Raw genomic sequence first — 14,452 nt, forward strand, 5'->3', positions numbered from 1 at the left:
GGCCTGGCAAGACGGTAACGACCGACGCCCCATCGACCTCGACGCGGATGGCACCAGCGCTGGCGCCGTCCCCTCCGGCGCGTTGCCAGTCACCCAGGCCAAGCTGCGAGCCACCGGTCTGGGCATTGCCGCTGACCTGCACCTCACGCACCTGGGTATCGGGAAGCTGGCGCTCGCGCTGGGCGAGGCCGACGCTGGCGCCGCCCATGGTCCACTGCTGTGGGGCGTTGCCGGCAATACCGGCCTCGGCGTCGCTGCCACCCTGGCCGCTCAATCGGAACAGGCCATTTTCGCCGCTGGGCAGGCTGAAGCCGGGCAAGTTGAGCGGGTTGACCTGCTGTTGGGCGAGGTCGGGTGGCAGTTGCGCATTGAGCTGTGCCGGCGTCGAGAGGCTGTTGGCGTCGGTGGCCGTGCTCTGCACGCGACTGCCCCCCAGCGCGCCGGGCTCGCCCGGCCGCAGGCTGCCGTTGACGATTTCCTGGCTGGCCTGCACGTCGATCCGGCCACCGGCCTGGATGATGGCCTGGGCCACCACGGCCCCCGTGGTCGGCAGGTTCTGGTCGCTCTGTTTGACACCGATGAGGATGGGGTCGGCGGCCAGGCGGCCCGGGTCGTAGTCGTCCGAGTTCGGGTCGTTGAAGCGGTTGTAGTGCTCCTGGTTCTGGACGAAGCCCCAGTACTCGGGATCGCTGCGGGTGTAGATCTCGTAGGTGCGATAGCGCTCGTAGCCACCCGCCGCGCCGACGTTGCTGAGGCGCTCCGCGCTGACGCTGAGATCTCCCGCCGCGGACACCAGGCTGTTCTGGTTGTTGAATTGGTCGCCCTGGAACACCAAATGGCCACCGGCGATCAGGCTGCCGCTGGCGGAGTCTTCTATCACCTTGGCCTGGTAGGTTTCCTTGACGTTGTATAGGGCCCAGCAGTGCTTGCCCTTGCAGTTGTCGGTCGCGGTGATGGTGATGCGGCCGGCATGCAGTTCGAGGCTGGCCTCGAAGCGGTCCTTGCGGTTGGTGAGCTGGCTGACCGAGAGGCGCATGTCGCCCTGGCTTTCCAGGGTCGAGGAGATGTTCTCCAGCACCGCGCTGCGTGCCCCGGCGTCGTTGGCGGCGATGTCCAGCGCTCCCAGGCTGAACAGGTCGGTATGGCGGTTGATGAAGCTGTCCACGCGCAGGGTCATGTCCGCGCCGCTGAAGATCAGCCCGTTTTCGTTGAGCAGGTTCGGCGCCACCAGGCGCAGCTGGCCGGCACTGCCCAGGGTGCCGAAGTTGCCGATGGCCCCGGCGTTGATCCTCATGTCGCTGGCGGAGGTGATTCGGCCAGCGTTGGTGAGTAGCCCTCCGACCTGGATATCGGTGACGTCGCCGCCGGTGATGCGGCCCTCGCCGGGCAGGTCCAGCCGGCCCGTGTTGAGGCTCAGGCGACCCAGGCTGCTGATGCGGCCGCTGCCGCTGTAGCTGCCGCTGAGGTCTAGACGGAAATCGCCATCGCTGGCGAGCAGCCCCAGGTTGGTCCAGGTGCCGCCGCTGCCGCTGAACCGGTCGCTGGCGAGCAATTTACCGCCGGCGGTCTGGGTAAACTGGCCGACCTGGACGATCAGGCTGCCGGCCTGTAGCACGCTGCTGTTGGTCCAGCTGTCGGCGGTGATGGTCAGCACGCCACGGGTGACCAGGCTGCCATCGCCGTCGGTGGCGCTGAGGGTGTCGATATCGAAGGCGCCACGGCCCACATGGAGCACCTTGCCGCCGGCGTTGAGGAAATTGCCGGCGCTCACGCCAAGTTCGTGGTTGGCGCTTTCCAGCGCGCCGCCACGGTTGTCGAAGAGCCCCTGTAGGCTGAGCTGGGTGCGGCCGCCGCCGCCCAGGGCGCGTAGTTGTCCACTACGGTTGTCCAGCGAGGCGGCGGCCAGGGCCAGGGTGCTGTCGCTTTCGATGATCCCGTGGCGGTTATCGAGGGCGCCGGACAGGCCGAAGTCCACCGCACCGGCGGCGATCTGCCCGCCATTGGTCACCTGGGTGCCGCTGACCTGGAGCAGTTGTTTGGCGAAGAGCCCGCCCTGGCGGTTGTCGAGCTGCCCCGCGGAGAGCCGAGCGTCGCCACCAAGGGCCGATATGTGCCCACCCCGGTTGTTCAGACGGGAGGCGGCAAGCTCCAGGGACTGCGCCTGGATGACGCCACCCGCACCGGACCGAGCGCTGTTGTCGAGCCAGTCGCCCAGGCGCGCCTTGACCCAGCCGCGCAGGCTGGCGAGGACGCCGTCGCGGTTGTCCAGCGTAGCGGCATCGAGTTCGACGTTGCCGTCCTGGCTGATGAGCCGGCCGCCCAGGTTGGCGAGGGCCCCGCCGACCGCCAGGGCGAGGTCGCCCTGGACCTGCAGGGTGCCGCCGGTGTTGTCGAGGCTGGCGGCCATCAGCTCGAGACCGGCATTGCGGCTGTAGATGAGGCCGTCATTGTTGTTCTGCACCGCACCGCTGGCGGTGAGCCGCAGGGCATCGTTGGCGGCGAGGGTGCCCTGGTCGCGGTTGTCCAGGCTGCCGGTGAGCAGGGTCAACAGGCCCTGGCTGGCGATCTGGCCGCCACGGTTGTCGACCCGGCTCGCCCCCTGCAGGAGCAGCAGGCCGGTACTGGCCAGGGTCCCCCGGATGTTGGTCAGGGCACCGAGCAGGTTCAGGGTGACTGCGCCATTGCCGGCGATGCGGCCGCCGCTGTTGTCCAGGTCGGTGGCGTCCAGCATCAGGTCCTGTTGCGCCTGCAGGGTGCCGGCAGCGTTGTTCAGGCCGACCGCCTTGAGGCTCAGGCCGGCGCCGCTGTCGATCAGGCCACCCTCGCGGTTGTCCAGCAGGTCGGTGAGCTCGAGCGTCTGCCCGGCACCGCTGGAAAGAATGCCTTTGTCGCTGTTGTCCAGGCTGGCCGCCTTGACGCTGAGGCCGCCCAGGCTGACCAGGGCGCCTTCGCCCCGGTTGAGCAGGGCGCCAGTGAGACGGACGTTGAGGTCGCCACTGCGGCTGGAGAGGGTGCCGCCGGCGCTGTTGTCCAGGCTCAGGCCGCTGAGGTCGAGGCCCAGCCAGCCGGAAATCAGCCCGCCCTGGTTATTGGCGCTTGCCAGTTGCAGGCCGAGTTGGCCATTGCTGATCAGCTTGCCGCCGCGGTTATCGAGGTGGCGCAGGTCGAGGGCGAAGCTCTCGCGGCTGCTGATTTCCCCACCCCGGTTATCGAGATCGCGCAGGTGCTCCAGGCGCAGCGGGCCGTCGGCGAGGATCAGGCCCCCCTGGTTGTCCAGGTCGCCACCCTTCAGGTCGAGGGTGACGCCGGATTCGCCGATCAGGCGGCCCTGGTGCTGCACGAACTGGCCGGTGCGCAGGGCCAGCTCGCCCTTGGCGGAGATCTCACCGCCGTCATTGGCCAGTTGCTGGCGGCTGGCCAGGGTCAGCCAGCCCTGGCTGTTGATCAGGCCCTGGCCACTGTTGTCCAGGCTGCCGGTGGAGAGATCCAGGGCCGCTCCCGCCAGCAGGCTGCCGCCCCGGTTGTCCAGGCTGCCACTGGTCAGGCGCAGGGCCTGGGCGGCGCTGACCAGGCCTTGCCAGCCGTTGACGAGCAGTTGTTCCACGCCGAGGTCGAGGTCGCTCCGGCTGCTCAGGGTGCCGCCGCTGTTATCGAGGTGGGCGGCCCGGATGGCGAGACTGGCGCCGGCGATCAGGCCCTTGAGGTTGCCCAGGGCCTGCTCGATACGCAGGGTCAGGGCCTGGGCGCTGAGCAGCTTGCCGCTGCTGTTGTCCAGATTGCGGGCGGCCAGGGTGAAGGCCTGCTGGCTGGAAATTTCGCCATCCTGGTTGCGCACGTCGCCGAAGTTCTGCAGCAGTAACTGGCCAGGGCTGTTGAGCAGGCCGCCACGGTTATCCAGAGCGCCGCCCTGAAGGTCGAGGCGGAGGTCGGACTGGCTGAACAGTTGGCCGCCGCCATGCTGGTCGAGTCTGGTGGCGCGTACGTCGAGGGCCTTGGCACTGCCTATCCGGCCCTTGTCGCTGTTGTCGATCAGGCCGGTGTCGAGGCTGAGGGTGTCGCCACCGATCAGTTGCCCGCCCCGGCGGTTGTCGAGGGCCGTGCTGCGGACCTGCATGGCCCCCTGTGCGGAAAGCAGCCCCTGGCGGTTGTCGAGGTGGCCGCCGTGCAGTTGCAGGCCGTCGTCGGTCACTGCCTGGCCGCCCTGGTTGTCCATCGCTGTCCTGGCTTCCAGAACCAGCGGGCCGCCGGCGGACAGCGTACCGCCAGCGTTGTCCAGGGTATCGGCGGCAATGCCCAGGGCGCCTTCGCCGCTCACCAGGCCCTGGCGGTTGGAGAAGCGCTCGCTCAGGTCGAGCCGGAGGTCCTGCCGGCTGGCCAGGGTGCCGCCGTCGTTGGCCAGTTCCCGGCCATCCAGGCGAAGGCCACCACTGGCGGACACCAGGCCCTTGGCCTGGTTGATCAGCCGGTCGATCGCCAGCGCCAGCGAGCCGTTGGCCAGCAGCTTGCCACCCGAGTTGTCCAGGTACCCGCCGCTGAGGCTGGCGTCGGCCCGGCTGGAAATCTCGCCGCCGCGGTTGTCGGTCTCGCCAACCGCGAGCCTGATGCCTTTCACCGCTCCCACCAGGCCGCCCGCGCGGTTGTCCAGGCTGCCGGCCTGGAGGTTGAGCTTTTCCAGGGCAACCAACTCACCGCCCTGGTTGGCCGCCTGACCGGCCACCACGAGGTCAAGGTCTCCCGTGCTGCTGATCAGGCCCTGGCTGTTGTCCAGGCTTCCTGCTTCGAGCCGGAGGCCGGCTGCCGAAATCTGGCCTTTGACGTTGTTAAGGGCCTGGGCGATGCGCAACACCAGCGGCTGGTTGCTGAGCAGGCTGCCGCCGTTGTTGTCGAGTTCCCGAACCGCCAGGCTGAGGCCCCGCTGGCTGGAAATTTCCCCGCCCTGGTTACGCAGCAGGCCGACGTTATTCAACAGCAGCCAACCCTGGGCGTTGATCAGGCCACCGTCGCGGTTGTCCAGTTCGCCCTGGTTGAGATCGAGGCTGAGGTCGGCCTTGCTGAAGAGTTCGCCGCCATCCCGCTGGTCGAGGCTGGCGATATTGGCGTTCAGCGGGCCATTGCTGGCGATGCGCCCCTTGCCACTGTTGTTCACCTGCGCGGCCTGGAGGTTCAGCTGGGCGCCGCTGGTCAGGATGCCGCCCTGATTGTTGTCCAGGTCACCGGCGCGGACCCGGCTGTCGCCCCTGGCGCTGATCCGGCCATGGTGACTGTTGTCGAGCTGGCCGCTGGCGAGCTGCAGGGCCGCATCGGTGAGGATAGCGCCGGCACGATTGTCCAGCGGACCAGCGCTGGTCAGGTTCAGGTCGCCGGCGCTGGAGATAGTGCCGGCCCGGTTGTCCAGGCGACTGACGCTGAGCGCCAGGGTGCCCTCGCTGCTGACCAGGCCCTGATGGTTGACCAGGGTGCCGCCCGGCTCGCGGCCACTGGGGGCCAGGGCAAGCACCAGCGCCTTGGCGCTGGCCAGGGTGCCATCGCTATTGTCCAGGCTGCTGCCACTGAGCGCGGCAGACGCACGGCCGAAGACAAGGCCCTTGGCCTGGTTGATTACACGGTCCACGGCAAGGACGAGGTCGGTACCGGCCAACAGCTTGCCGCCGCTGTTGTCCAGGTGCTGGCCCGAGAGGGTCACCCCGGATTGGCTGGATATCTCGCCGCCGCGGTTGTCGATCTGGTCGACTGCGAGCGTCAAGGCCCCTGTACTGCCCACCAGACCACCCTGGCGGTTGTCGAGGGTGGCGGCGTCGAGGGCGAGGCGGCCCTGGGCAACCAGCTCGCCGCCCGCCTGTTCCAATGTGCCAAGGCTGGCCTTGAGGTCGGCCTGGCTGGCGATGCGGCCCTGGCCGTTCTGCACCTCCCGGGCATTGAGCTGCACGGGGCCGGCGGCAGTGATGCGGCCGCCCTGGTTGTCCAGGCGCTGCCCCTGGTAATCCAGGCTGGCCTTGCTGCTGATCTGGCCCTGCTCGCGGTTGTCCAGCAGGTCGATCCTGAGTGCCAGCGGGCCATTGGCGGCCAGGTTGCCGCCACGGTTATCCGACTGCCCGGCGAGGATGCCAATCCGGCCCTGGCCGCTGACCAGGCCAGCGCGGTTGTCCAGGCGGCCGGCCTGGATATCCATGCCCCCCATAGCGAGCAGGCTGCCCTTGCCCTGGTTGTCCAGCAGACCGCTGAGCAGGATGCCCAGGCTGCCGTCCGTCACCAGCGTGCCTCCCTGACTGTTGTCCAGGCTGGCGGCCTGCAGGCTGAGGTCGCGGCCGGAAACCAGGGTGCCGTTACGGTTGTCCAGCGCGCCTTCCAGGACGATGGACAGGCCACCGTCGCCGAGCAGGTCGCCATCCCGGTTATCCAGGCCGGCGGCTTCGAGCCTGGCGGCACCTGCCGAGGACAGTTCCCCGGAACGGTTGTCGACCCGGCCGGCGACCAGCAGCAGCAGGTTGCCGCTGCTGGTGAGCAGGCCGCCGCGGTTGTCCAGGGAGGCGCCGCGCACCTCCACGCCGGCGCCAGCGATCCGCCCCTTGAGGTTGTTCAGGGCGCTTTCCAGCCGCAGGGTCAGGGCCTGGGCGCTGAGCAGCTTGCCGCTGGCGTTGTCGAGGCTGCGGGCGGCCAGGGTGAAAGCCTGTTGGCTGGAGATTTCGCCACCCTGGTTGCGGACCTCGCCGAGGTTCTTCAGCAGCAGTCGACCGGGAGCGTTGAGCAGGCCACCGCTGTTATCCAGGTGGCCGCCGTTGAGGTCGAGGCTGAGGTCGCTGTTGCTGTTGAGCTGGCCGCCGTCCCGCTGGTCGAGGCCGGTGATGCTGGCGGCCAACGGACCGTTGCTGGCGATGCGGCCCTGGCCGCGGTTATCCACCTGACCGGCCTGTAGGTCCAGACCGGCGCTGCTGGTCAGTTGACCGCCCTGACTGTTGTCCAGTTTTCGGGCAGCTACCCGGGTATGGCCATTGGCGCCGATATGACCCGCCAGGCTGTTATCCAGCGTGTCCGCTACCTGGATATCGAGACTGCCCTGGCTGCCAACCCGGCCTTGCCGGCTGTTGTCCAGGGAGCCCGCCTTGAGCTGCAGCCGCTGGTTGGCGCCGAGGGCGCCAGCCTGGTTGTTCACGGCCTCGCTGGCGGCGAGATCGAGGATCTGTTCGGCAATGACCTTGCCACCACGGTTGTCCAGGCTGTCGGTGCGCAGGCGGGCATTCGACTGGCTGGAAACTTCGCCGCCACGGTTGTCCAGCTGCCCCACGCCGACGTCGAGCGGTCCTCTGCTGGTGATCAATCCGCCCTGGCTGTTCTGCAGCTGATCGGCTGTCACCGCGAGATCGCCCTGGGCCAGCACCCGGCCCTGGCGGTTGTCCAGCTTGCCGGCGGTGACCTGGGCACTGCCCTGGGCGCTGAGGGTGCCGCCCTGGTTGTCCAGGGTCTGGCGGGCGCTGACCGTCAGGGTGCGATTAGCCGCCAGGGTACCGGCGTTGCGCAGCGCCCGCGCCTGTACCTGCACGTCGCCGCCGCCATTGCGGCTGTTGTCCGGGTTGACCCCGGCCTCGACCACCCCCTGGTTGAGGGTGCGTCCGCCGCTGTGCAGGCGCACGGCGTCCTTCGCCGCCAGGCTCTGGCGAAGGGCCAGGTCGCCCTGGGTCTCCACCGTGGCGCTGCCGCCGGCGTAGGCCGGGCCGGTCAGCTCGGCGCCCTGCGCCTTGACCCGCAGGTCGCCGGCCGCCGCCGTCTGCGCCAGGGTCACCTGGCCGTTGGCGTCGATGCGGATATCGCCGGCGCTGGCGGCCAGGTTGCCGGCCAGCCGCACGCCGACCCCGGCTTCGGTGCCCAGCAGGCGGATGGCCCCGGCGTACATGCCACCCAGGGCGGAGCTGTCGAGGGCCAGGGCCGGCGCGGGGCTGCCATCGGCGGCGCGCGGCGTGGCGGCCAGGCTGTCGGCCTGCACGTCGTTGCGCCCGGCGACGACGGTCAGGTGGCGGGCGTGCAATTCGGCATTGAGCCGGGCACTGCGGGTGATCAGCTCGAACTGGTCGACATTGCCGGCGTTGAGGCCGGCACCTTCGAGGGCGATGTCGCCGCCGTCCACCTGGAAACGGTCGAGGCGCCCGCCCTCCAGCACCGGTGTGCCGGTGGTCAGGGTGGCGCGCGGGGTGTTGAGGAAGCCGCAGCCGTTGCAGGTGAGGCCATGGGGGTTGGCGACGATGACCCGCGCCGACTGCCCGGCCACTTCGGTGTAGCCGCCGAGCAGGCTGCGGTTGCCGCCGGTGACTTCGTTGAGGATGGTGCCGGCGGCACGGCCCTGGAGGTTGGGGTTGCCGAGGATCAGGCCACCCAGCTGGGTGGCCTGGGTCCTGTCGGTGGCGTTGTTGAGGATCAGGCCCTCTGAACCGACGTGGTACTCGCTGAATCTGTTGTGGGACAGCCCGCTGCCGTCGGGGGTGGCGATGTTGACCACCGGCACGCCGTTGCCGGCCTGGCCCAGCTGGGTATTGCCGCCGGCCGCCTGGTCCACCGCCAGCTGCGCGGCGGTGGCGACGATCGGGTCGAGGAAGAGGATGCCGGCCAGGACCAGGGCGAGGTTCTGGAAGAAGGGACTGCGGGTATCCATGCTGCGGGACTCCTGTCCTGGCCGACTCAGAAGAAGAGGTCGAAGCGGAAGTAGACGGGGCGCTCGCTGCGCTCGATGGCGTCCGGACGCTCCAGCGAATGGGCGAAGGTGAGCGCGGCGGCGAGGTGCTGGCCGCGGGCGCTGAGTTCCAGCGCGTGGCTGCTCAGGCAGCCACTCTGGCCGGGGTTATGGGCATTGCCGTGGATCACGCCGAGGTCGTAGGCCAGCGCCGCGCCGTACTCCTGCAGCCAGGGCCGCAGCGGCTCCCAGGTAACCGCACGGCGCCAGCGCAGCTGGTTGCGCCAGTAGCCGCCGCTGTCGCCGGCCAGGGACTGGTCCTTGAAACCCCGCACCGAGCTGAGGCCACCCAGGCTGATGCGCTGCGGGCTGAACAGTGGGTCTTCGCTGCGCTGGCCATGGGCGAGGCTGTCGAAGCTGAGGTTCTCGCCCCAGAGCTGGAAGGGCTGCAGGTAGCTGAGGGTGAGGCTGTACTTGCTGTAGCGCGCCACTGGTTCGCTGCCCCGGGGGTGCCCGGCGCCCTGGGCGTCCAGGGCCCCGATGCCGCGCTGCCAGCCGAGGTCCAGGTTGACGAATGCCGAACCCATGCGGCGGCCGTGGTTGAAGCCGAACTGGACTTCGGTCAGGCGCTGGCTGGAGGCCTCGATCAGGCTGTCCTCGACGTAGTTGCGGGTGCGCAGGTGGGCCAGGCCGAAACTGGCGGCGGTCTTGCCGACGCTGTCGCGGTGCAGCACGCGTTCGGCGCGCAGTTGGTGGTTCTTGCTCTCGCCATCGAGGGCGAAGGCGAAACCGGCGCTGTCGGTGCGGGTGCGGTAGTAGCTCTGGCTGTAGCTGTAGCCGAGGCTCCACCAGCCATAGGGAAGGCTGTAGGAGAAGCCCTGGTTCGCCGAATGGCGCCAGCGATCGCTGACCGCATCGCCGCCGCCGCGCAGGTTGAGCTGGTCGGCGAGGCCCAGGGGGCTGTCCCAGTCGAAGCTGATCCCCCATTGCTGTTCGCCGGTGCTGCGCTGGCCGTCGTTGTCGCGGCTGAGGCCGACGCGCCAGGGCTTGGCGGCCTCGCCCTGGAGCCGAACGCGGCTGCCGCCGGGCTGTTCTCCGGGCACCAGCTCCAGTTGGGCCGGGCGCGAGGGCAGGCGATTCAGTTGGTCGACCAGTTGTTCCAGTTCGCGAAGGTCGAGCACATCGCCGACACGGCCGGGGAAGGTCATGGCCAGTTCGCGGTCGCTGGCCACGGAGGAGCTGTCGAGCCCCTCCAGGCGCCCCTCGATCACTATCACTTCGAGTTCGCCGTCTGCCAGGTCCTGTTGCGGCAGGTAGGCGCGCGAGGTGACGTAGCCCTTGTCGATATAGAACCCGGTGATGGCCTTGAGCAGCTCGTTGAGGCCGGCGCTACCCAGGCAACGCCCCTCGAAGGGGGCCAATAGTTCACGCTGGCGCGGGGCGGGAATGTGGTCGGCGCCTTGCAGGCGGATGGTGCGTATGAGGAAGCACCGGGCTTCGTCGGCGGGCGCCGGCGGCTCGGTCGGCACGGTTTCCCCGGGCAGTTGCTGCAGCTCATCGAGACGCCGGCGTTGTTCGTCGAGGATGCGTTCCTGGCGCTCGCGGATCAGCTCGCGGTCGCCCGGCAAGACGTCGGCGCCAGCCCATTGCGCGATGCCTGGGGTGAAGATGAGCAGGAGAAGGAGATGGCGTTTCAATGAACGCGCGCTGGGCAATTCCATTGCGTTGGGCCTGATGTGAAAGCAGGCGCCAATGAAAGCAACTGAGCGGGGCGCGGTATGCCGGTGCGCTCTGAACAGTCAGATGGAAATGTCCTGATTGGGTGTATGAAGGGTTTCTGGTGAGTTGAAGCCCGCCCTACGGAAAGGCACCTGGCACAGGGCGGACATCTACGAAGTGGATCCCCGCGGTGGTGGACAGAAGAACGCTGTCCACCCTACGCAGCAGGTCGAATGCCCACGCCTGACGCCGAGTGAGCCGCGAGCAAGGGCTGGTGCGCACAGCGCACCCTACGGACGGCGGACCAAGAAAGAAAAAGCCCCGCCGGATCGCTCCGGCGGGGCCTTTTTCACTACGGTGCCGAGTTACACCTTGCTACGCTCGTAGCGCTTGCGGTCGTTCTCGTTCAGCAGCTTCTTGCGCAGGCGGATGGACTTCGGAGTCACTTCCACCAGCTCGTCTTCATCGATGAATTCCAGGGCCTGTTCCAGGGTGAATTTCAGCGCCGGGGTCAGCTGGATGGTCTCGTCCTTGCCGGAAGCGCGCATGTTGTCGAGCTTCTTGGCCTTGGTGGGGTTGATCACCAGGTCGTTGTCGCGGCTGTGGATGCCGGCCAGCTGGCCTTCGTAGACTTCGTCGCCGGGGGACAGGAACAGCTTGCCGCGGTCCTGCAGGGTTTCCAGGGAGTAGGTCAGCGCGGTGCCGGTGGCCATGGAGACCAGCACGCCGTTCTGGCGGTGGGCGACGTCGCCGGCCTTCACCGGACCGTAGTGGTCGAAGGTGGAGGTCAGGATGCCGGTGCCCGAGGTCATGGTCAGGAAGGCGTTGCGGAAGCCGATCAGGCCACGGGCCGGGATCACGTATTCCAGGCGGATACGGCCCTTGCCGTCGGGGATCATGTTGGTCATGTCGCCCTTGCGCAGACCCATCTGCTCCATCACCGGACCCTGGTGTTGTTCCTCGATGTCGATGGTGACGTTCTCGTAGGGCTCCTGCTTGACGCCGTCCTTCTCGATGATCACCACTTCCGGGCGGCCCACGGCCAGCTCGAAGCCTTCGCGGCGCATGGTTTCGATCAGTACGGACAGGTGCAGTTCGCCGCGGCCGGAAACCTTGAATTTCTCGGCCGAATCGCCCGGCTCGACGCGCAGGGCCACGTTGTGCAGCAGTTCCTTCTCCAGGCGGTCCTTGATGTTGCGGCTGGTGACGAACTTGCCTTCACGGCCGGCGAAGGGCGAGTCGTTGACCTGGAAGGTCATGCTCACGGTGGGCTGGTCGACGGTCAGCGGCGGCAGGGCCTCGACGTTCTGGACGTCGCACAGGGTGTCGGAGATGAACAGTTCTTCCATGCCGCTGACGCAGACGATGTCGCCCGCTTCGGCTTCCGGCACTTCCACGCGCTGCAGGCCATGATGACCCATGATCTTCAGGATGCGGCCGTTGCGCTTGTTGCCGTCGGCGTCGATGGAGACCACCTGGGTGTTGGACTTGATGCGGCCGCGAGCGATACGGCCGATGCCGATCACGCCGAGGAAGCTGTTGTAGTCCAGCTGGGAGATCTGCATCTGGAAGGGGCCTTCGGTGTCCACCACCGGGGCCGGCACGTGGTCGATGATGGCCTGGAACAGGGCGTCCATGTTGTCGTCCATCGCCTCGTGGTCCAGACCGGCGATGCCGTTCAGGGCGCTGGCGTAGACGATCGGGAAGTCCAGCTGCTCGTCGGTGGCGCCGAGGTTGTCGAACAGGTCGAAGATCTGGTCGATGACCCAGTCAGGACGGGCGCCCGGACGGTCGATCTTGTTCACCACCACGATCGGACGCAGACCGGCCTTGAAGGCCTTCTGGGTCACGAAGCGGGTCTGCGGCATGGGGCCGTCCTGGGCGTCGACCACCAGCAGCACGGAGTCCACCATGGACATCACGCGCTCAACCTCGCCACCGAAGTCGGCGTGGCCGGGGGTGTCGACGATGTTGATGTTGTAGCCGTTCCACTTGATGGCGGTGTTCTTCGCCAGGATGGTGATGCCGCGCTCTTTTTCCTGGTCGTTGGAGTCCATCACGCGCTCGGATTCCGCTTCTTTGCGGTCGAGGGTGCCGGACAGCTTCAGGAGCTTGTCCACCAGGGTGGTCTTGCCATGGTCGACGTGGGCGATGATGGCGATGTTGCGGAGGTTCTCAATCACAGTGTTGTTGTCCTAGATGAAAGCTGGAGGCTTGAAGCTGAAAGCTGGAAGTAACGGCCGTCCGGTCGGGAGGATGGCTGAGCCAGATGACGTTACGGTTGATCGGGCAGGCTCTTTTCACTTCAAGCTTCCCGCTTCCGGCTTCAAGCTTGCGGGCCTGTAAACCCTGACGTTGGCATGCCCCTCGCTGAGCAGATGGTGGGCATGCAGGCGGCTCATCACGCCCTTGTCGCAATACAGGAGGTACTGGCGGTTGGCGTCCAGTTCCTTGAAGCGGTTGTTGACCGCATAGAAAGGCAGGGCCTGGACTTCGATGCCGGGCAGCTCCAGGGGTTCATCTTCCCGGGCATCCGGGTGGCGGATGTCGAGGACGATCTGCCCCGGCAGGGCTTCGCGCACTTCTTCCACGGCCAGGTCCTGGCCCAGTTCGTCGATCACCCGGTCGATGGGCACCAGGCGCGCGCGTTCCAGGGCGCGCTCGAGGATGGCCATGTCGAACTGCTCTTCCTCGTGTTCGATGCGGCCGATCTTGGCGCGGGTGGTCGGGTTCACCGAGATCACGCCGCAGTATTCGGGCATGTGCTTGGCGAACTCGGCGGTGCCGATCTTCATCGCGGTGTCGATGATGTCCTGCTTGTGGCTGGCGATCAGCGGGCGCAGCACCAGCATGTCGGTGGCCGAGTCGATCACCGAGAGGTTGGGCAGGGTCTGGCTGGACACCTGGGAGATGGCCTCGCCGGTCACCAGGGCGTCCAGGGTCAGCCTGCGCGCCATGCGGGTGGAGGCGCGCAGCATCATGCGCTTGAGCACCACGCCCATCTGGCTGTTGTCCACCTTGCTGAGGATCTCGCCGACCACTTCCTCGAAGGGCACGCTGATGAACAGCACACGCTGGGAACGGCCGAACTTCTCCCACAGGTAGTGGGCCACTTCCATCACGCCCAGTTCGTGTGCACGGCCGCCGAGGTTGAAGAAGCAGAAATGGGTCATCAGGCCGCGGCGCATCATCTGGTAGGCGGCGACCGTGGAGTCGAAGCCGCCGGACATCAGCACCAGGGTCTGTTCCAGGGAACCCAGCGGGTAGCCGCCGATGCCGTCATGCTGGTGGTGGATGACGAACAGGCGCTGGTCGCGCACTTCCATGCGCACCAGGACTTCCGGCTTGTCCAGGGAGATGCCGGCGGCGTTGCACTCCTGGCGCAGGCGGCTGCCGACATGGCGCTCCAGCTCCATGGAGGTGAAGCTGTGCTTGCCGGCGCGCTTGCAGCGCACGGCGAAGATCTTGCCGGGGATCCGGTCGGCGTAGTGCAGCTTGCACTTTTCCAGCACATCGTCGAAATCGCCCAGGGGGTACTCGTGCACTTCGAGGAAGTGGGCGATGCCGGGCGTGCAGGTCAGGCGCTCGATCATCTCGCGCAGCAGCTTCGGCTCGGTCTGCCGGGTCTCGACTTCGAGGTTGTCCCAGACGCCGGTCACCTCGAGCTCCGGATCCAGGTCCTTGAGGACCGCGCGGATGTTCTTCGAGAGCTGGCGGATGAAATGCTTGCGCACCGGCCGGCTCTTGATGGTGATTTCCGGGAAGACTTTGACGATGAGTTTCATGAAAACAGCGCTTGCGACGGCGGCCGAAAAAGAGGGGCGCGGATTATAGCGGAAATTGTTCAAGCTTTGACCAAAATCATTCGGCAAAGCCTAGTGCGCACCAAAACAGGGCGTGCACGGCGCAACCAGCACGAAAACGGTGCGCAAAACTGCTCACAATTGGAGCCAAGGCCCCGCCAGGCGCGAGTTTTGGGCCCTCTGCCCATTCCGGGGCACTGGCACGCAATTTGCTCCCTTGTGAGGCAGGTCGCCCTGGCAGACTATCCCGCCCCGGCGTCACCCCGAATTT

General features: G+C 67.4%; 3 protein-coding genes and 1 pseudogene. All 4 read right to left on the reverse strand.

What is annotated here, in order from left to right; translation table 11 throughout:
• Nucleotides 1–757: 757 nt before the first annotated feature.
• Nucleotides 758–8,641 (reverse strand): annotated as a pseudogene (locus ACFPU0_RS01220) (filamentous hemagglutinin N-terminal domain-containing protein); the annotation flags it as partial.
• A 26-nt stretch (nt 8,642–8,667) separates the two neighbouring features.
• Nucleotides 8,668–10,380, reverse strand: a complete 1,713-nt coding sequence (locus tag ACFPU0_RS01225) for a ShlB/FhaC/HecB family hemolysin secretion/activation protein (protein WP_377690975.1) — start codon at nt 10,378–10,380, stop codon at nt 8,668–8,670.
• Nucleotides 10,381–10,743: 363 nt separating this feature from the next.
• Nucleotides 10,744–12,561, reverse strand: a complete 1,818-nt coding sequence (typA, locus tag ACFPU0_RS01230; protein WP_377690976.1) for a translational GTPase TypA — start codon at nt 12,559–12,561, stop codon at nt 10,744–10,746.
• Nucleotides 12,562–12,678: 117 nt separating this feature from the next.
• Complete coding sequence (gene thiI, locus ACFPU0_RS01235) at nt 12,679–14,163, reverse strand: tRNA uracil 4-sulfurtransferase ThiI (protein ID WP_377690977.1); 1,485 nt, start codon at nt 14,161–14,163, stop codon at nt 12,679–12,681.
• Nucleotides 14,164–14,452: the final 289 nt, after the last annotated feature.

It is taken from the genome of Pseudomonas sp. GCM10022186 (assembly GCF_042656385.1).
Taxonomy (GTDB): domain Bacteria; phylum Pseudomonadota; class Gammaproteobacteria; order Pseudomonadales; family Pseudomonadaceae; genus Metapseudomonas.